18 protein-coding genes and 1 pseudogene are annotated in these 19,016 nt (G+C 71.3%); 12 read left to right on the plus strand and 7 right to left on the minus strand.

The genetic code is table 11. The features are described 5' to 3' along the window. Window positions 1-528 precede the first annotated feature (528 nt). The 4 genes from pstS (at window position 529) to pstB (ending at window position 4,631) form a co-directional block, all read left to right on the plus strand. The gene (gene pstS, locus OO47_RS31575; RefSeq protein WP_030221006.1) at window positions 529-1,671 is read left to right on the plus strand and encodes a phosphate ABC transporter substrate-binding protein PstS; all 1,143 of its coding nucleotides are present in this window, start codon (window positions 529-531) and stop codon (window positions 1,669-1,671) included. A 112-nt stretch (window positions 1,672-1,783) separates the two neighbouring features. Further along, entirely contained in the window at window positions 1,784-2,758 is a 975-nt protein-coding gene (pstC, locus tag OO47_RS31580; RefSeq protein WP_030221017.1) for a phosphate ABC transporter permease subunit PstC, read from the plus strand. Then, window positions 2,755-3,828, plus strand: a complete 1,074-nt coding sequence (gene pstA / locus OO47_RS31585) for a phosphate ABC transporter permease PstA (RefSeq protein WP_030221019.1) — start codon at window positions 2,755-2,757, stop codon at window positions 3,826-3,828. The genes pstC and pstA overlap by 4 nt, the downstream gene beginning before the upstream one ends. A gap of 26 nt (window positions 3,829-3,854) precedes the next feature. Then, a complete protein-coding gene (pstB, locus tag OO47_RS31590) occupies window positions 3,855-4,631 on the plus strand; it encodes a phosphate ABC transporter ATP-binding protein PstB (protein ID WP_030221022.1) in 777 nt (258 codons plus the stop codon). 347 nt (window positions 4,632-4,978) lie between these two features. Here the strand turns inward: pstB and OO47_RS31595 are convergent, their stop codons facing one another. After that, a complete protein-coding gene (locus OO47_RS31595; protein ID WP_030221024.1) occupies window positions 4,979-5,977 on the minus strand; it encodes an inorganic phosphate transporter in 999 nt (332 codons plus the stop codon). Between the two features lie 6 nt (window positions 5,978-5,983). Continuing rightward, on the minus strand, window positions 5,984-6,604 hold the full coding sequence (locus tag OO47_RS31600; protein WP_017242367.1) for a DUF47 domain-containing protein: 621 nt from the start codon (window positions 6,602-6,604) through the stop codon (window positions 5,984-5,986). Window positions 6,605-6,796: 192 nt separating this feature from the next. Between OO47_RS31600 and OO47_RS31605 the strand changes: the two genes are divergently transcribed. Further along, entirely contained in the window at window positions 6,797-7,171 is a 375-nt protein-coding gene (locus tag OO47_RS31605) for a metal-sensitive transcriptional regulator (RefSeq protein WP_030221028.1), read from the plus strand. Between the two features lie 29 nt (window positions 7,172-7,200). On the opposite strand, the gene OO47_RS31610 is transcribed toward OO47_RS31605, so the two are convergent. Together OO47_RS31610 and OO47_RS31615 are read right to left on the minus strand one after the other, a co-directional pair. Beyond that, window positions 7,201-7,386, minus strand: a complete 186-nt coding sequence (locus OO47_RS31610; RefSeq protein WP_030221031.1) for a hypothetical protein — start codon at window positions 7,384-7,386, stop codon at window positions 7,201-7,203. 102 nt (window positions 7,387-7,488) lie between these two features. Further along, a complete protein-coding gene (locus OO47_RS31615) occupies window positions 7,489-8,331 on the minus strand; it encodes a hypothetical protein (protein WP_030221033.1) in 843 nt (280 codons plus the stop codon). 121 nt (window positions 8,332-8,452) lie between these two features. On the opposite strand from OO47_RS31615, the gene OO47_RS37495 reads away from it, so the two are divergent. Further along, window positions 8,453-8,626: a hypothetical protein gene (locus OO47_RS37495; RefSeq protein WP_199812367.1), complete on the plus strand. Its 174-nt coding sequence runs from the start codon at window positions 8,453-8,455 to the stop codon at window positions 8,624-8,626. A 19-nt stretch (window positions 8,627-8,645) separates the two neighbouring features. Here OO47_RS37495 and OO47_RS31620 read toward each other — a convergent pair whose 3' ends face one another. Together OO47_RS31620 and OO47_RS31625 are read right to left on the minus strand one after the other, a co-directional pair. Further along, complete coding sequence (locus tag OO47_RS31620; protein ID WP_030221041.1) at window positions 8,646-9,377, minus strand: phosphatase PAP2 family protein; 732 nt, start codon at window positions 9,375-9,377, stop codon at window positions 8,646-8,648. A gap of 217 nt (window positions 9,378-9,594) precedes the next feature. Beyond that, window positions 9,595-10,554, minus strand: a complete 960-nt coding sequence (locus OO47_RS31625; RefSeq protein ID WP_234323363.1) for a C40 family peptidase — start codon at window positions 10,552-10,554, stop codon at window positions 9,595-9,597. Window positions 10,555-11,034: 480 nt separating this feature from the next. Here OO47_RS31625 and OO47_RS31630 point away from each other — a divergent pair, with 480 nt between their 5' ends. The 6 genes from OO47_RS31630 (at window position 11,035) to OO47_RS31655 (ending at window position 18,262) form a co-directional block, all read left to right on the plus strand. Continuing rightward, the gene (locus OO47_RS31630) at window positions 11,035-11,343 is read left to right on the plus strand and encodes a hypothetical protein (RefSeq protein WP_030221046.1); all 309 of its coding nucleotides are present in this window, start codon (window positions 11,035-11,037) and stop codon (window positions 11,341-11,343) included. A 116-nt stretch (window positions 11,344-11,459) separates the two neighbouring features. After that, window positions 11,460-12,296: a hypothetical protein gene (locus tag OO47_RS31635; protein ID WP_030221049.1), complete on the plus strand. Its 837-nt coding sequence runs from the start codon at window positions 11,460-11,462 to the stop codon at window positions 12,294-12,296. Next, window positions 12,286-13,638: a membrane protein gene (locus tag OO47_RS31640; protein WP_030221052.1), complete on the plus strand. Its 1,353-nt coding sequence runs from the start codon at window positions 12,286-12,288 to the stop codon at window positions 13,636-13,638. The genes OO47_RS31635 and OO47_RS31640 overlap by 11 nt, the downstream gene beginning before the upstream one ends. Next, window positions 13,635-15,188, plus strand: a complete 1,554-nt coding sequence (locus tag OO47_RS31645; RefSeq protein ID WP_030221055.1) for an SCO6880 family protein — start codon at window positions 13,635-13,637, stop codon at window positions 15,186-15,188. The genes OO47_RS31640 and OO47_RS31645 overlap by 4 nt, the downstream gene beginning before the upstream one ends. A gap of 20 nt (window positions 15,189-15,208) precedes the next feature. Next, window positions 15,209-16,603, plus strand: coding sequence for an ATP-binding protein (locus OO47_RS31650; RefSeq protein ID WP_030221056.1), 1,395 nt, complete (start codon window positions 15,209-15,211; stop codon window positions 16,601-16,603). Between the two features lie 51 nt (window positions 16,604-16,654). Beyond that, window positions 16,655-18,262 carry a type IV secretory system conjugative DNA transfer family protein gene (locus tag OO47_RS31655; RefSeq protein WP_030221059.1) on the plus strand — a complete coding sequence of 536 codons (1,608 nt, stop codon included), beginning with the start codon at window positions 16,655-16,657 and terminating at the stop codon, window positions 18,260-18,262. A 7-nt stretch (window positions 18,263-18,269) separates the two neighbouring features. Here OO47_RS31655 and OO47_RS33740 read toward each other — a convergent pair. Beyond that, a pseudogene (locus OO47_RS33740) lies at window positions 18,270-18,845 on the minus strand (GNAT family N-acetyltransferase). Between the last annotated feature and the right edge of the window lie 171 nt (window positions 18,846-19,016).

Below are 19,016 nucleotides of genomic sequence, written 5' to 3' on the forward strand. Positions count from 1 at the left end.
GTCCGCCCCACGGCCGGACCCACCCCACGGCCGGTCCGCCCCACCGCCGGTCCGCCCCACGACCGGCCCCACCCCACGGCCGGTCCGCCCCACGGCCGGCCCCACCCCACGGCCGGTCCGCCCCACGGCCGGTCCGCCCTACGACCGGCCCCACCCCACGGCCGGTCCGCCCCACGGCCGGTCCGCCGCCGTCGGCGAGCACCGTCCACGGGAGGGCCCGCGCCTCCGCCCTCCTGCCTTCGCGGGCGGTGCGGGTGGGGGAACGCCCCGGCCGGAGGCCGGAAACGAGCCGACCGCGGTCACCCCACCCCCCACCGCCGCCCGCCCAAGGGCCCCGCACCGGGGCTTACGGCACGGTTCACTTCCCGTTCACCCTCCCCCGTCGACGGCTTCACCTGTTCTGCCTAATTTCGGCCTTACGAGGTGCTCGGAGCACAGGGAAGCACCCGCCAAACCGACACACGCCGCCGTAGAACGTTCAGGACACTCGGTCCGCGACAAGGCGGCTTCTGGAAGGAACACCCGAAAGTGAAGCTTTCGCGCAAGAACGGGCTTCGCGCCTCCGCGATCGGTGCCCTCGTCGTCTCCGGCGCCCTGGTCCTCTCGGCGTGTGGTTCGGACGACAACTCGGCGGCCCCGGACAAGAAGGACGGCGGCAGCGCCTCGGCCGCCGCCTCCGACATCGCCTGCGAGGGCGCCAAGGGTCAGCTCCTCGCCGCCGGCTCCAGCGCGCAGAAGAACGCGATGGACCTGTGGGTCAAGAACTTCCAGGCCGCCTGCTCCGGCGTCGAGATCAACTACCAGGCCATCGGTTCCGGCGGCGGCATCACCAAGTTCAACCAGGGCCAGGTCGCCTTCGCGGGCTCCGACTCCGCCCTGAAGGAGGAAGAGGTCGCCGAGTCGCAGAAGATCTGCAAGGGCGGCAAGGGCGTCAACCTGCCCATGGTCGGCGGCCCCGTCGCCATCGGCTACAAGCTGGAGGGCGTGGACAACCTGGTCCTGGACGCCCCCACCCTCGCCAAGATCTTCGACAACAAGATCACCAAGTGGAACGACCCGGCGATCACCAAGCTGAACCCGGGCGCCAAACTCCCCGACTCCACCATCCAGGCCTTCCACCGCTCCGACGAGTCGGGCACCACCCAGAACCTGGGCAAGTACCTCTCCGAGGCCGCCCCGGCCGACTGGAAGCACGACCCGAAGTCGAAGTCGTGGCCCGCCCAGGGCGGCCAGGCCGCCAACGGCTCCTCCGGCGTCGCCACCGCGGTCAAGGACGCCGAGGGCTCCATCGGCTACTTCGAGCTCTCGTACGCCACCGCGAACAAGATCTCCACGGTCAGCATCAACACCGGCGCCGCCGCCCCGGTCGCCGCCACCTCGGAGAACGCCTCCAAGGCCATCGCCGCCGCCAAGGTCAAGGGCACCGGCAGCGACCTGGCCCTCTCCCTCGACTACGCCACCAAGGCCGAGGGCGCCTACCCGATCGTCCTCGTCACGTACGAGATCGCCTGCGACAAGGGCAACAAGGCGGAGACCCTGCCGACCCTGAAGGCCTTCCTCAACTACACCGTGAGCGAGGAGGGCCAGAAGGTCCTCGCCGACGCCGGCTACGCCCCGCTCCCGGCCGAGATCGCCGCCAAGGTCCGCACGATCGTCCCCACCCTGTCCTGACCCCCGGCCGGGGGCGGCCCCCCACCTCCCGTGGAGGAGCCGCCCCCGGCATCCGGTGCACCGCCGCCAGGAGCCGTACGACCCGTACCGGCCCCGCAGACCGGAGAAGCAGATGGCCACCACCACACCAGAGCTCAAGAGGAGCCGGAGCGCCAAGAGCGCCACCCGCCCCGGAGACCGCATCTTCAGCGGCCTCTCCCGGGGCTCCGGCATCACCCTCCTCGTCATCATGGCCGCGATCGCGGTCTTCCTCAGCTACCGCACCGTCATCGCCATCTCGAAGGACAGCACCAACTTCTTCACCACCTTCGAGTGGAACCCGGCCGGCGACCCCCCGGTCTTCGGCATCGCCGTCCTCGCCTTCGGCACCGTCGTCTCCTCGATCGTCGCGATGGTCATCGCCGTGCCGGTCGCCATCGGCATCGCGCTCTTCATCTCGCACTACGCCCCGCGCAGGCTCGCCAAGCCCCTCGCGTACGTGGTCGACCTGCTCGCCGCCGTGCCCAGCATCATCTACGGCCTCTGGGGCGCGATCTTCCTCGTCCCCTACCTGGCCGGCCTCAACGAGTGGCTCGACCAGTACCTCGGCTGGACGTACGTCTTCGACAAGGCCAACGAAGGCCCCGCCCGCAGCCTCTTCACCGTGGGCATCCTCCTGGCGATCATGATCCTCCCGATCATCACCAACGTGACCCGCGAGGTCTTCCTCCAGGTCCCGAAGATGCACGAGGAGGCCGCCCTCGCCCTCGGCGCCACGCGCTGGGAGGTCATCCGCATGTCGGTGCTGCCCTTCGGCCGCTCCGGCATCATCTCCGCCTCCATGCTGGGCCTCGGCCGCGCGCTCGGCGAGACCATGGCCGTCGCCGTGGTCCTCTCCCCCAGCTTCCTCATCTCGGGCCACCTGCTCGACCCGGGCGGCGGCACCTTCGCCCAGAACATCGCCGCCAAGTTCAACGAGGCCAACGAGTACGGCCGGGACGCCCTCATCGCGTCCGGTCTCGTCCTCTTCGCCATCACCCTGCTCGTCAACGGCGCGGCCCGCTGGATCATCGGCCGCCGCAAGGAGTACTCGGGGGCAGCGGCATGAGCCACGCCATTCAGGACCGTCCGCTCTCGGTGGCCCCGCGCCGCGGGACCCTCTCCCACGCCCGCCTCCCCCGCTGGACCCCGGCCGCCGTCGCCGCCGGCTCGGTCCTCGCGGGCGTCGGCACCGGCCTCGCCGCCGGCTGGCACAGCAAGGTCCAGTGGGGCCTGATCTCGGCCCTGCTCTTCGTCCTCGTCACGTACGCCCTGACCACCAAGGTCGAGGGCAGCCGGCAGGCCAAGGACCGCGTCGCCACCAGCCTCGTCTGGGTCTGCTTCGTCCTCGCCGTCGTCCCGCTGCTCTCCCTCGCCTGGGTCACGGTCAGCAAGGGCCTCGCCGTCCTCGACGGCTACTTCCTGACCCACTCGATGAACGGCGTCCTCGACGCCGAGGCCGGCGGCGGCATCTACCACGCGCTGCTCGGCACCGTCGAGCAGGTCGGCATCGCGACCCTGATCGCCGCCCCGATCGGCCTGCTGACCGCGGTCTACCTCGTGGAGTACGGCGGCGGGAAGCTCGCCCAGGCCGTCACCTTCTTCGTGGACGTCATGACGGGCATCCCGTCCATCGTCGCCGGCCTCTTCGTCCTCACCACCTGGAACCTGACCCTGGGATTCGGCCCCTCCGGTTTCGCCGGCGCGATGGCCCTCGCCATCCTGATGATGCCGGTCGTGGTCCGCTCCACCGAGGAGATGCTCAAGCTCGTCCCGAACGAGCTCCGCGAGGCCTCCCTCGCCCTCGGCATCCCCAAGTGGCGCACCATCCTGAAGGTGGTCCTGCCCACCGCGATCGGCGGCATCACCACGGGCGTCATGCTCGCGGTCGCCCGCATCACCGGCGAGACGGCCCCCGTCCTGCTCCTCGTGTTCGGTACGAAGCTCATCAACCCGAACCCCTTCGAAGGCGCCCAGTCCTCCCTGCCGCTCTACGTGTACGAGCAGTACGCGGTCGGCACCGACGCCGCCGTGGCCCGCGCCTGGGCCGCCGCGCTCGTCCTGATCGCCTTCGTCATGATCCTCAACCTGGTGGCCCGCGGCATCGCCCGCTGGAAGGCCCCGAAGACCGGCCGCTGACGCGGTCATCCTGGAAGTGAACTGATATGGCCAAGCGAATCGACGTCAGCGGCCTCTCCGCCTACTACGGCGCCCACAAGGCGATCGACGACATCTCGATGACCGTCGAGCCCCGCTCCGTGACGGCCTTCATCGGCCCCTCCGGCTGCGGCAAGTCCACCTTCCTGCGCACCCTGAACCGCATGCACGAGGTCACCCCCGGCGGCCGCGTCGAGGGCAAGGTGATGCTGGACGACGAGAACCTGTACGGCACGAACGTCGACCCGGTCGCCGTGCGCCGCACGGTCGGCATGGTCTTCCAGCGCCCGAACCCCTTCCCCACCATGTCGATCTTCGACAACGTGGCGGCGGGCCTGCGGCTCAACGGCAACTACAAGAAGTCGCAGCTCAACGACATCGTCGAGAAGTCCCTCAAGGGCGCCAACCTCTGGAACGAGGTCAAGGACCGCCTCAACAAGCCGGGCTCCGGCCTCTCCGGCGGCCAGCAGCAGCGCCTGTGCATCGCCCGCGCCATCGCGGTCGAGCCCGACGTCCTGCTGATGGACGAGCCCTGCTCGGCCCTCGACCCGATCTCGACCCTCGCCATCGAGGACCTGATCGGGGAGCTGAAGGAGCGCTTCACGATCGTCATCGTGACGCACAACATGCAGCAGGCCGCCCGCGTCTCCGACCGCACCGCCTTCTTCAACCTGGCGGCCGTCGGCCAGCCCGGCAAGCTGATCGAGCTGGACGACACGGAGCGCATCTTCTCCAACCCGAGCGTCCAGGCGACCGAGGACTACATCTCCGGCCGCTTCGGATAAGGCCGTCCTGCGGTGCTGCATGGCGGTGCCACCGCACGACGAAGGGCCCGGCTCCCCCGCGAGGGGAACCGGGCCCGTTTCCGTACGGAAGCACTACCCGAAGCAGAGCCGCACCACGTGGAAGCTCAGCGCGGCGACCAGCGCCGCCGCCGGCACCGTGATACCGCATCCCCCGGGGGACGACCCCCGGACCCCCGGCAGTACCGGGGTGTGCCGCCCGTCAGCCGAAACAGAGCCGCACCACGTAGAAGCTCAGCGCGGCGACCAGCGCCGCCGCCGGCATCGTGATACCGCATCCCCCGGGAGACGACCCCCGGACCCCCGGCAGTACCGGGGTGTACCGCCCGTCAGCCGAAACAGAGCCGCACCACGTAGAAGCTCAGCGCGGCGACCAGCGCCGCCGCCGGCATCGTGATGAACCAGCCCAGGATGATGTTCTTGGCGACGCCCCACCGGACCGCGTTGACGCGCTTCGTCGCGCCCACGCCCATGATCGCGGAGGTGATGACGTGCGTGGTCGAGATCGGCGCGTGGAACAGGAACGCCGAGCCGAACATGATCGACGCGCCCGTGGTCTCCGCCGCGAAGCCCTGCGGCGGGTCCAGCTCGATGATCTTGCGGCCGAGGGTCCGCATGATGCGCCAGCCGCCCGCGTACGTACCGAGCGACAGCATCACCGCGCAGGCGATCTTCACCCACACCGGGATGTCGTCACCGGCCTCCTGCACGTCCGCGATGACCAGGGCCATCACCACGATGCCCATCGTCTTCTGGGCGTCCTGGAGGCCGTGCCCGAGGGCCATGCCGGCCGCCGACACCGTCTGCGCGATCCGGAAGCCGCGCTTCGCCTTGTGCGGGTTGGCCTTGCGGAAGATCCACATGATCGCGCACATCACCAGGTAACCGGCCACGAGGCCGACCACCGGGGAGACGAACATCGGGATGACGATCTTGTCGAGCACCCCGCCCCAGATCACCTCGGTGCCGCCGGCGAGCGCCGCGCCCACCATGCCGCCGAACAGGGCGTGCGAGGAGGAGGACGGCAGACCGAAGTACCAGGTGACCAGGTTCCAGATGATCGCGCCCACGAGCGCGGCGAAGAGGATGCCCATCCCCTTGTCGCCGGTGGGGGTCTCGATGAGCCCCTCACTGACGGTCTTGGCGACCCCCTGGCCCATGAAGGCGCCCGCGAGGTTCATCACCGCGGCCATCGCCAGGGCCGCCCGAGGCGTCAGGGCCCGGGTCGACACCGAGGTGGCGATGGCGTTGGCGGAGTCGTGGAATCCGTTGGTGTACGTGAAACCGAGCGCGACACCGATGGTCACGACCAGAGCGAAGGTGTCCACGAAGCCTCAGGACTCCTTGACCGCGATGGTCTCCACCGTGTTGGCCACGTGCTCGAACGCGTCGGCCGCCTCTTCGAGGACGTCCACGACCTGCTTGAGCTTCAGCACCTCGATGGCGTCGTACTTGCCGTTGAAGAGCTGGGCGAGCAGCTTGCGGTGGATCTGGTCGGCCTGGTTCTCCAGCCGGTTGACCTCGATCCAGTACTCGGTGAGGTTGGACATCGTCCGCAGGTTCGGCATGGCCTCGGCGGTCAGCTCCGCCGCCCGGGCCAGGACCTCGATCTGCTGCTCGACGCCCTTGGGCAGCTCCTCGATGTTGTAGAGGACGACCAGGTCGACGGCCTCCTCCATGAAGTCCATGATGTCGTCGAGGGACGAGGCCAGGGAGTAGATGTCCTCGCGGTCGAACGGCGTGATGAAGGAGGAGTTCAGCTGGTGGAAGATCGCATGGGTGGCGTCGTCGCCGGCGTGCTCCGCTGCCCGCATCCGCTCCGCGATCTCGGCCCGGGCGGAAGGCTCCGCCCCGAGCAGTTCCATCAGGAGCTTCGAGCCCGTGACGATGTTGTCCGCGGACGCGGCGAACATGTCGTAGAAGCTCGTCTCCCTGGGGGTCAGACGAAATCGCACGTGAGGTCCTCGGGGTGCTGGGTTGGGTCAGGCTGATGCTAGGCGCATCATCCGGCCACGGCTAACCGGCGTCCTCTCAGTGTCGCCCATCAGGCACAGTGATCTGCACGGGCCCCCGCCCGGTTCGGCGGGGATCGGTACCATATACCCACGAGGGGTATACACCCCCTTTCTGGACAACGGGAGGACGCGATGACGACCACCGAGACGGACCAGGTCACCCCCGAGCCCGTCGAGGCCGTCGGGCCCGTCGAGACCACCGGAGCGGCCGGCCACGAGCAGGGCGTGCACGGCTACCACAAGCAGAAGGACGAGCACCTCAAGCGCCTCCGCCGGATCGAGGGCCAGATCCGCGGCCTCCAGCGGATGGTCGACGAGGACGTCTACTGCATCGACATACTCACGCAGGTCTCCGCCTCCACGAAGGCGCTCCAGTCCTTCGCCCTCCAGCTCCTGGAGGAGCACCTGCGGCACTGCGTCGCGGACGCGGCGGCCAAGGGCGGCGACGACGTCGACGCCAAGGTCGAGGAGGCCACGAAGGCCATCGCCCGCATGATGCGCACCTGATCACGCGCGCCTCCCGGCCCCCCGTGCGCTCAGCGGCCCCGTACGGCCCGCTCCGCCGCCACCCGCAGCACCTCGTCTATCCGGTCGGCGCTCAGCCGCTCCCCGTCGGCGGCGGAGGCGGCGATGATCAGCTCGCCGCACAGCTCTATCTCGGCGAGGGCGACGCGCTCCTGCTCTGCGGGCACGGTCGCGGTACCGGGCGGGGCCACGCGCATCCACCTCTTCCTGCCGGCGTCGGTCTCCCAGCGGTCTCCCAGCGTAGGGACGGAGCCACGCACCGCGCATGACACGTCCGGACCATTTGCCGATGGCCCGTGTCAGCCCTCGACCTTCCCGTCGTAGAGGTCCCGGCGGTCCGGCAGCACGACCCGGACGGGGACCCCGAAGCCGTACAGGAGCGTGGTCGACGCGACGGCGACCGTGCGGCCCTGGTTGCTGAAGCTGAACCGGTGGCGGACCTTCCGCAGCCGCCCCTCCCCGTCCAGGTACGCGTCGAACGGCACGGCGTGGTCGGAGAACCCTTTCGCCGCCGCGGCCAGCGCCCCGCGCAGCTGCGGCGAGGCGGCCCGGGCGGCGCGCGCGATGTCGGCGACCCCCCGGTAGTGGCCGACCCTCTCCCCGGCGAGCTCGACCTCGCCGACGTACGCGACCTCCCGGACGCCCCGCAGCAGTTCGGCCGCGGCGGCCGGGTCGGTGGCGCCGCCCGTCACGAGGTTCCCGTCGTCGAGGGCGGTGGTGTCGACGCGGACCCACTTGCCGGCCGGCACCCCGGCCCCCCGGTTCTTCATGTAGAGGGCGCCGGGGGTGAGGAGTTCGGTGATCGGCCGGTGGCCGCTCTTCCCGGCCGGGTCCCTGGGCAGCACCACCTGGAGGTGGCCGGTCCGGCGCCGGAAGTCGTAACCGCCCTCGCCCCGGATGGTGACCCGGGTCCCGCCCGAGGCCATCTCCATGGCGGTGCTGGCCTTGGCGGTGCCGGCCCGCGTCAGCGCGTCGGCGGCGCCCCGCACGGCGAGCGCGGGATCGGCCGCGGGCTTCGGGTCCGGGGGCGCGGCGCACCCGGAGGCGGCGGCGGACCCGACGAGGGAACCGACCAGAACGACGGTGGCGGCGAACGACCCGCTCCCCCGGCCGTACGGACGCCCGTGCTCCTGCACCGTCATCGCCTGCCAACCCCCCACGCCTCGCCGCCGTCCGCCCGGGACCGCCTCGCCCCCGGCGCGGGGGCGTCCGTTCCGGATAACGACGGCCCGGACGAGCCGTCACGCGCAGTACGGTGGTCGCGTGCACGCGCAGGCTTCCTCCCACACGACCACCACGACGGAACGCGGCTCGTTCGCGCTGGCGCGCTGCAGCTGCGGCTGGTCGGGCCCGGCCCGCAGATCGAGGGACCGCGCCCGTACGGACGCGGCGGACCACACCCGTACGGCGACGGACCCGGGCACCGGCACCCCCTGAGGGGTCTCCTCACCCGCCGTCAGGCGGCCAGGTCCTTGCGGTCCTTGCGGCCGGTGCCGGCGGACGGGCCGCCGACGCGGGACTCCGGGATGTCGATCGTCTCCGGGAGCCGCGCCGCCTCGGTCCGCCGGGAGCGGACGAGGCGGGCGCCGCGGCCCGAGCGGGCGACGGCGGAGACGACCGGGGTCAGCAGGGCGAGTGCGAGCGGGGCGAGGAGCAGCGCGACCGCCGTGCCGAGGGCGAGGCCGCCGATGACGTCGGTCGGGTAGTGGACGCCCATGTAGACGCGCGCGAAGCCCTCGGCGAGGGCGAGGCCGATCGCGGCGAGCCCGAAGCCGCGGTGGGCGACGAAGACGCCCACGGCGAGGGCCATCGCGAGGGTGGCGTGGTCGCTGACGAAGGAGAAGTCGGTCTTCCCGCCGACGAGGACCTCGAGGCCCCGGTGGTCCACGAAGGGGCGGGGGCGCTCGACGAAGCCCCGGATCGGGATGTTGACCAGGAGGGCGATCCCGGCGGCCAGCGGGGCCCAGACGAGGCCGGCGACGGCCGAGACGGAGTCGGCGAGGACGCCGCGCCGGCGGACGCTCCACCAGCACCCGAGCACGGTGAGGAGGATCGCGAGGACGATCCCGTACTCGCCGACGTACGCCATGACGCGGTCGAACCACGGAGGAGCGGACCTGGCCAGTCCGTTGATGTCGTGGAGCAGGCTGACATCGGGGTTCGAACCGTCCGATGCGAGTACAGCCATCTGCTGCGGCCCCTTGCTCTCGTGATCTGTGGTTTCCAACCCCCGTGGTCAGAGCGGTCGGATCAGGGAACGAACCGCCTGAGGCGTACGTTCCGCTCTCTCCGGTGGATCATGCCGACGTTATCGAAGAGTGACGGCCCGCCGCAGCTCAGGGCCTGTGCATGACGGAGAGTTCCGGCCATGTCCCGTACGCCCCGAAGGCGCGCCTCCCGCCCCGCTACGTCTGCGGCGGGTGCGTGGGCAGGGCGGCGGCGCCCTCCGCGGTGACCCGGGTGGCGCCGAAGTAGTCCGGGGTGTCGATCCGGTCGAAGCGGATCACCGCGCCGGTCCGCGGCGCGTTGATCATGTAGCCGCCGCCGACGTAGATGCCGACGTGCCGGATGGCCCGCGAGTTGGTCAGGTCGTCCGAGAAGAAGACCAGGTCCCCGGGGAGCAGCTCCTCGCGCGAGGGGTGCGGCCCGGCGTTGTACTGGTCGTTGGCGACGCGCGGCAGCCGGATGCCGACGGTGTCGTACGCGGCCTGGGACAGCCCGGAGCAGTCGAACCGGCCGTTCTGCGCGGCCGTGCCCGTGCCGCCCCAGAGGTAGAGGGTGCCGAGCTGCTGCTGCGCGAAGTGGATGGCGCCCGCGGCCTGTCGGGACGGGTCGACGCGGCCGAGGGGCCGGGCGAAGCTCTTCTCCAGGGACTTGATGATGCGGACGTAGTTCCGGGTCTCGCTGATGGGCGGCACCCCGCCGTGCCGGATCACCCGGTACGCGCCCGCGTTGTACGCGGCCAGCATGTTGCTCGCCGGGTCCCCGGGCACGTCCTTCACGTACGTGGCGAGCTCGCAGTCGTACGAGGCGGCCGACGGGATCGCGTCCTTCGGGTCCCAGATGTCCCGGTCCCCGTCCCCGTCCCCGTCGATGCCGTGGCTGGCCCAGGTGCCGGGGATGAACTGGGCGATGCCGCGGGCGTCGGCCGGGGAGACGGCCCGCGGGTTCCAGCCGCTCTCCTGGTAGAGCTGCGCGGCGAGCAGGGCCGGGTTGATGGCGGGGCAGAGGTTCCCCCACCGCTGCACGAGGCCCTGGTAGAGGGCCGGGACGGCGCCCTTGGCGAGCGCCACGGTGCCGTTCTTCCCGCTGCCCGCGCCGGCGGCGAGGCCCGAGGCCGCGGAGTACGTGCCGACGACGAGCATGGCCACGAAGGCGAGGCAGACCCCGAAGACCCCGCCGGCCACCAGCCACGCCCTGCCCGCCCTCCGGGCCGCCCTACGCACCGTCAACCACCCCTCGGCCCATGGCAGTACGTCCGGGAAGCCAGTCTAGGCGGCGAAGCCCTCCGTGGGGACGGTGCGCGACGACCTCGTCACACGCGCCCTGCGCGCGCCGCACGTACGCCGCACGTACGCCGCCCGTACGCCGCCCCAAGAGTGCAACAACGACGATCATTGCCCGGAGTCACCCTCCGTGATACACAGAGTGACCATACGCTTCTTCACGCGGAAACCGGCCACACCACCGCAGGTCAAGACGGTCAGACCGGTCAAGTGTGCGGGGATCGGGTAAAGAGAGCCGCCAAGCAGTCACATGCGAGCGGTTTCATCAGCGAAGATAGAGCGATGACCCGTGCCGTCCGGGAAGGGCGGCCAACAACCCATACAGGGGCGGTGAGTTACATGTACCTGGCGGCTGAAAAGGGCGACATCACCACCATTATCGGTGGAATCGCCCCGAACTGGGGACCCTTCGGGAGCCTGGGCAACGAGGCCAAGATCATGATCGAGGTCGTGATGGCGGTGGCCATCCTGCTCTGCCTGGGCATCGCCATCTGGGGCGCGGCCAAGCAGCGCATCGGCGCGACCGCCCTCCGCGACACGTTCAGCGCGGAACAGGGCAAGGGCCTGATCGTGGCCGGCCTGACCGGCGTCTTCATCATCGGCTCGCTGGGGACGCTCTTCACCATCGTCTACGGAATGGCGGTCTGACGTCCCGTCGGACCGACCGCTCCGCGACCGCCCACCCGGATTGTCCACCTGAACCTGATGCCCAGTCCTGTTGCAGCACGGCCGTACCCGCGAACGAGTGAGGGGGCGTACCCGGCATGAGTCCCGGAGACGAGCACGACAGCTTCGGCGGCGTGGGCGGCTCGGGCCAGACCCGGACCCGCCTGCCCGAGGGCAACAGCGGCGACGTGTACGGCGCCGGCTGCCGGCCCGTCCGCAGCTCCCGCTCCCTCGTCACGGTCGTGGGCGTGGTGGTCCTCCTCATCGGCGCCATCGCCCTCGCCAACCGCGGCGGGGGCGACCCTGCGGACCCCTCCGCCCCCCGCTCCGGCACCCCGGGCAAGGCGGCCCCCACGGCCGCCACGGGCGTCCCCCCGGTCACCACCAGGAACGGCCCGATCCCCACGGGCTACGCCCACGACGAACAGGGGGCCCAGAGCGCGGCGACGAACTACGCGGTGGCGCTGGACTCCGAGGAAATGGTCAAGGCCGACAGCCGCCACCGGATCGTCGACACGATCTACACGCCGGAGGCGGCGAAACGGCTGAAGCCGCATCAGGACGCCGCGTACACCGCCGACCTCCTCAAGCTGATGGGGCTGGACGCGGACGGCAACGCGCCCCAGGGAAGCATCTACGTCTCACGGACCATTCCGATCGGGACCAAGGTGGAGAGCTTCGACGGAAACACCGCCAGGGTCTCCGTCTGGTGCACCGGCCTGACCGGCATGTCGGGCGCCGACTCCACCGACCCCGTGCGCACCACGTGGAAGACCCGGACCTTCGACCTCGTGTGGACGAACGGCGACTGGAAGGTCACCGGGGACACGGAGAAGAAGGGCCCCGCGCCCGTACCCGGGGACGTCGCGGTGTCCGGGACCGAGGACATCAGCAGGGCCGTCACGGAATTCGGAGGGTTCACCTATGCCCGGTAGCTCTGGGACGCGTGCGCCTTCCCGTGCCCGATCCCTCGCCACTCTGGTGGCGGGCCTCCAGACCACGGCCTTCTTCTTCGCAGCCCGCGCGTCGTCCGCACCGACGCCCACACCCACGCCGTCTCCCACCGCCGAGGGCAGCGAGAAGTGCCGCTACCTCAGCGGCCACGCCAAGTACTACTGCGAGCAGGGGGAGAGAGGAGGCACGGGAAGCGGTCCGGGTACCGGTGGTGTCTCCACCGACCCCACCGCCGCCCTCGACCCCCTCACCTCCCTCTCCCGAGGCTTCGCCGACGCCGCCACCGCCACCATCGACTACCTCTCCAAGGCCGTCAAAGAGACCGCCGACGTGGACTTCACCAACATGGAGTTCCTCGGCCGCTACGCCGTCGTCTTCGCCGCCTCCACCGTCCTCACCCTCCTCCTCTGGCTCCTCGCCGTCGCCAAGCGCGCCATCCGCGGCGTCCCCCTCACCACCGCCCTCTCCGAAGCCATCGGCTTCCTCTGGCTGACGGTCCTCGCCTCCGCCTTCACCCCCCTGATCCTCTACACCGTCGTCAACGCCACCGACGCCGTCACCGAGGTCATCGCCTCCGGCACCGGCCGGCAGACCGACGTCTTCTTCGGCAGCTTCAAGGAGGCCCTCCAGAAGGGCGACAGCATCGGCGGCGGCCCCATCATGCTGATCATCGTGTCCCTGGTGACCGTGATCGCCGCCGGCGTCCTCTACCTGGAGCTGTTCCTCCGCGCCGTCATGCTGTACGTCGGCGCCCTCCTCGGCGTCGTCGTCTACTCCGGCCTCGTCGACAAGAACATGTGGGGCCACGTCCGCCGCTGGGCCGGCATCATGATCGCGATCATCCTGGTCAAGCCGGTCATCGTCATCGTCCTCGGCCTCGCCGGCGCCCTCTCCTCCGGCACCGGACCCGACTCCTTCTCCGCCGTCGTCTCCGGCCTCGCGATCATCCTGCTCGCCATCTTCGCCTCCGCGATGATCTACCGCTTCGTCCCCGGCTTCGGCGACGAGATCGCCGCCTCCCGCAACAACCGCCTCCACCGCGCCGGCGAGAACGCCGCCGCGGCCGTCATCTCCTCCCCCGCCTCCCTCGTCTCCCAGGGCATCAAGACCCACAGCTCCCGCGGCGACGGCGGCGGAGGCGACGGCGGCCGCTCCCCCGCCCCCCGCCCCGCCAACCAGCTCTCCGGCGGCATGGCCGCCCACAGCAGCCGCGGCGGCACCGGAGGCGGCGGCACGACACCGCCCCCCGCCCCCCGCAGCAGCAGCCCCACCGCGGGCACCCCGCACGGCAACCGCAAGAACTCTGGAGGTGCAGGGCGTTGACGACCCAGTCCCAGCCGGTCGCGCCCCGCCGCACGTATCTCATCGGCCGCGCCCGGCCGAACGCGATCGTCGGCAAGAACCGCGAGACCGGCGAGATCGCCCTGATCATCGTCGGCGCCTTCCTCGGCATGATGAGCGGACTCCTCGTCCCCTCCCTCCCCCTGCGGATCGCCCTCCTCGCGGGCCTCCCCATGCTCGCGATCGCCGCCGTCTACCTCCCGTACAAGGGCCGCACCTTCTACAAGTGGTACGAGATCAACCGCAGCTACAAGCGCATGCTCAAGCGCGGCACCGCCTACCGCTCCGCCGTCGTCGAGGCCGGCACCCGCCTCGACGGCCGCGAGGTCGAGGTCGGCCCGCCCCCCGGCATCGGCCGCGTCGGCTGGCTCTCCGCCCCCTTCGGCCCCGACGAGATCGCCGTCCTCCTCCACGCCGACCGCCGCACCGTCACCGCCGCCATCGAGATCGAGGGCCCCGGCGTCGGCCTGCGCGACAGCGAGGACCAGGAGGCCCTCGTCGACCGCTTCGGCACCCTCCTCAAGCACGTCGCCAACGGCGACGGCTTCGTCACCCGCCTCCAGATGCTCGCCCGCACCCTCCCCGCCGACCCCGACGCGCACGCCAAGGACGTCGGCCAGCGCGGCGACCCGCACGCGCCCGCGTGGCTCCAGGAGTCCTACGACCAGCTCCAGTCCATGGTCTCCACCTCCAGCGAGCAGCACCGCGCCTACCTCGTCGCCTGCATGCACTACACCCGCGAACTCGCCGCCGAGGCCAACGCCATGGCCCGCGCCGCCAAGCACGCCTCCGGCGCCCGCCGCCTCGACCGCGACGCCGGCCTCGCCGTCGTCATGGCCCGCGAGCTCACCGACATCTGCGCCCGCCTCGCCGAGGCCGACATCCGCGTCCGCCAGCCCCTCGGCCAGTCCCGGCTCGCCTCCCTCGTGCACTCCATGTACGACCCGGACCACCCCATCGACCACATCCAGGCCATGACGAAACGAAACGCCTGGCCGGCCGAGCTGGACGCGATGGAACCGACGTACCTGCAGGCCAAGACCCGCGAGTCCTCCACCCGCGCCCCCTGGTGCCACGCCACCGCCTGGGTCAAGGAGTGGCCGATGACCCCCGTCGGCGTCAACTTCCTCGCCCCGCTCCTCGTCCACACCCCCGACGTCATCCGCACGGTCGCCGTCACCATGGACCTGGAACCCACCGAGGTCGCCATCGAACGCATGCTCACCGAGAAGACCAACGACGAGGCCGACGCCAGCCGCGCCGCCAAGATGAACCGCACGGTCGACCCGCGCGACATCGCCGCCCACGGCCGGCTCGACCAGCGGGGTGAAGATCTCGCCAGCGGCGCTGCCGGGGTCAACCTCGTCGGGTACATCACGGTGTCGTCGCGTTCGCCCGAGGCCCTCGCCCGGGACAAGCGCACGATCAGGGCCTCGGCCGGCAAGTCGTACCTGAAACTGGAGTGGTGCGACCGCGAGCACCACCGGGCCTTTGTGAACACCTTGCCGTTCGCGACCGGCATCCGCCGCTAGGGCCGAAGGGGCACAGACCCATGCGAGATCCGCTGTCCGTCCTCACCGAGGCCTTCACCTCCTTCCTCTTCGGGAAGGTGGAGACGACCCGCCTGCCCGTCCGCACCTCCACCGGACAGGCCCAGGCCGTCTACCTGCCGACCGCGGCCCCCGGCCTCGGCGACTCCGGCGTCATCATCGGCCGCGAGGTCTACAGCGGCAAGGGCTACATCTACGACCCCTTCCAGCTGTACGGGCAGCAGCTCCCCGCCCCCCACTGGCTGGTCCTCGGCGAGTCCGGCAACGGCAAGTCGGCCCTGGAGAAGACGTACGTCCTCCGCCAGCTCCGCTTCCGCGACCGGCAGGTCGTCGTCCTCGACGCCCAGGGCGAGGACGGCGTCGGCGAGTGGAACCTCATCGCCCAGGAGCTGGGGATAACCCCCATCCGCCTGGACCCGATGGTCGCCAACGACGCCGGGATCCGCCTCAACCCGCTCGACCCGTCGATCACCACCACGGGCCAGCTCGCGCTGCTCCGCACCATCATCGAGGTGGCGATGGGCCACGGCCTCGACGAGCGCTCCGGCTTCGCGCTCAAGGTCGCCCACGCGTACGTGAACAACCACGTCACCGACCGCCAGCCGATCCTCACCGACATCGTCGAGCAGCTCCGCCACCCCAAGGCCGAGTCCGCCGAGGCGATGAACGTCGCCATAGAGGACGTACGGGCCTGGGGCCTGGACGTCGCCCTCGTCCTGGACCGCCTGGTCGACGGCGACCTGCGCGGCATGTTCGACGGCCCGACGACCGTCGGCATCGACCTCGACGCGCCCCTGATCGTCTTCGACCTCTCCCACATCGACCGCAACTCCATCGCCATGCCGATCCTCATGGCGATCGTCGGCGTCTGGCTGGAGCACACCTGGATCCGCCCCGACCGGAAGAAGCGCATCTTCCTGGTCGAGGAGGCCTGGCACATCATCAACAGCCCGTTCGTGGCCCAGCTGTTCCAGCGCCTCCTGAAGTTCGGCCGGCGCCTCGGCCTCTCCTTCGTCGCCGTCGTCCACCACCTCTCCGACGTGGTCGACGGAGCCGCCGCGAAGGAGGCCGCGGCGATCCTCAAGATGGCCTCGACCCGGACCATCTACGCCCAGAAGGCCGACGAGGCCCGCAACACCGGCCGGGTCCTCGGCCTGCCCCGCTGGGCGGTCGAGATCATCCCGACCCTCACCCCCGGCATCGCGGTCTGGGACGTCAACGGCAACGTACAGGTGGTCAAACACCTCATCACCGAGAAGGAACGCCCGCTCGTCTACACCGACCGCGCCATGACCGAGTCCTCGGTCACCGACCCGGAACTGGAATGGGAGACGGAACAGCGGGCCATGCTCATCGAGCAGCAGATGAACGGCTCCTCGCAGTCGACGGTGGCGTAGCCGGGACGGGGCCGGGCCCGGCGAGGCGGAACGGCAAGGCAGGTGGGGCGGATGGATCGGACGGACGCGGCGCGGAAGGGCGGCGGAGGGATCTCGGACGGGCTGCTGCTCAGCCTGTTCGCCCTCCTCCTCTGCCTCACGGTCCTGGTGTGGACGGCGACCGGCCTGGCGGGCCTGTTCGCCCACGGAGCCTGGCCGGACGGCGTCGCCTTCACCGGCACGCCGCCGGCCCTGCGCTCCCTGGCGACGGCCCCGACGGACCTCCCGGCGGCCTGGCCGGCCACCCCGCCGGACCAACTGTCCGGGTACGGCCTCTTCTGGGGCCTCCTGATCGGCGAGGCGATGGTCCTCCTCGTCCTCGCCGTCTTCGTCCTGGGCACGGTGACCCGCTGGCGCGCCGTCCGCGCCCACCGCAGGACGGGCGCGTACGGGACTCCCGTACGGGACGTTCCCGAGGCCGCCCGTGTACGGGAGGACCGACCGCATCCGGTACGGGACGGGGCCCCGCCGCCCCCCGTACGGGAACACGACCGCCCCCACCCGGCGAGCGCCCCGACGCCCACCACTCCACACGAGCACACCAGGGAACCCGCTCCCGCCCCCCTGGCCCCCGTACGGGAGACCCCGAGGCCACCCCTCACCGCGACCGAGCCGCAGATCCCCCCGCAACCCCGCCCCGCTCCCGAACCCGCGCCCGTCCACCCGGCTCCCGCCGCCTCCGACTCCGCAGGGCCCGGCACCCTCTTCGGCCCGCCCGATGTCCGCCGCCCCGCCGCCGTCCGGGCGGTGCGGGACGCCGAGGGCCCGGTCCTCGTCGTCACCTCCGACCCCGCCGTCTGGTCGGACACCAAGGACGCGCGCGGCAAGCTCGGCCCGGTCCTCGTCTACGACCCCGGCCACCTCTGCGACACCCCGGGCCGGCTCCACTGGTCGCCCTCCGAGGGCTGCGAGGACCCGGAGACCGCCCAGGCCAGGGCCGCCGCCCTGCTCGCCCCGGTCCGTCCGCACTCCCGGCTCGACGCGGCGACCGCCGACACCGCGGAAACGCTCCTGCGCTGCTGGCTGCACGCGGCGGCCGTCGACGGGCGCCCCTTCCGGCAGGTGCACCGCTGGGCCCAGGGCTCCGACGCCCACGAACCCGTACGGATCCTCCGCAGCCACCCCAAGGCCGTCTCCGGCCTGGCGGGCGTGCTCGAATCCGCCCTGACCGCACACCCCGAAAGCCGCCGTCTGGCACAGGAACTGACGGCCCGTGCGTTCTCGGCGTTCTCCACGGTCCACATCAGGGAGGCGTGCACCCCGAATCGAACGGATTCGCTGGCACTGGCATCTTTCCTGCCCGAAGGGGGCACCCTCTACGTGGTGGGTGAATCGATCGAGGACCCCCGCACCCACCCCGGCGCGATGCCGCTCCTGACGGCGCTCGCCGCAAGCGTGGTCGAGCGCGGCCGCCGCATGGCCGCACGGTCATCCGACGGTCGGCTCGACCCACCACTCACCCTGGTGCTCGACGACGTCGCCGCCGTCGCCCCGTTTCCTGCGCTCCCGGCCCTCCTGGCGGAGGGCGAGACCCGGGGCCTGCCCACCCTGGCCCTGATGCGCTCCCGCGAACAGGCCAGAACCCGCTGGCCGAACGACGCACTGACCCCCAGGTCCTGACGGGACCTCACCTACCCCCCGAACCCACCGGCCGCCGCAGCTCGTACTCCACCTCCTCCGCCGAGTCGCTCCCCGGCACCGCGATCCGCTCGCCCGTCGGCGCGAACCCGAACCGCCGGTAGAAGGCCGCCGCCCGCGCGTTCTCCTCGTGCACGTACAGCCGCACCCGCTCGACCACCGGGTCCGTCAGCGATCAGGACCACTCCACGCCCGCCCGGAACAGCGCGTCGATCACGCCCGTCCCGCGCGCCTCGGGACGCACGTACACCCCCACGACGTGCGTCTGGTCGGCCTTCGCCGCCTCGCCGAACCCCGCCTCGTCCGAGGGGCGCTCCACGAGCAGCGTGATCGTGCCCGCCCAGGAGCCGTCCGGCCTCTCGGCCACGAACTGCCGTGCCTTCCCGCCACCGCTCGCGGACGACCTCTCCGCCCACTCCCGCCAGGAGGAATCGGGCCGCTCTACGGCCGCCTCGTACGTGTCGAGGAACGCGAGGTGCGCGACCGGGTCCCGGAGGGCGGCGAGACGGATCTCGCGCGCCTTCTCCCACTCGTCGGCGCGGGGGGTGCGTATCAGATAGTCCATGGACCCGATCCTGACGACGGGCGCACGCCCCTGACAAGGCATTTCCCGGGGCCCCACCGCCGGCGCCTCGCCCCCCGAACGCAGAAAAGCCCCGCACCAGGAGGTGCGGGGCTTTCCCACAATGATTGTTCGGCGGTGTCCTACTCTCCCACAGGGTCCCCCCTGCAGTAC

The organism is Streptomyces bikiniensis (genome assembly GCF_000716625.1).
Classification (GTDB): Bacteria; Actinomycetota; Actinomycetes; order Streptomycetales; family Streptomycetaceae; genus Streptomyces; species Streptomyces bikiniensis.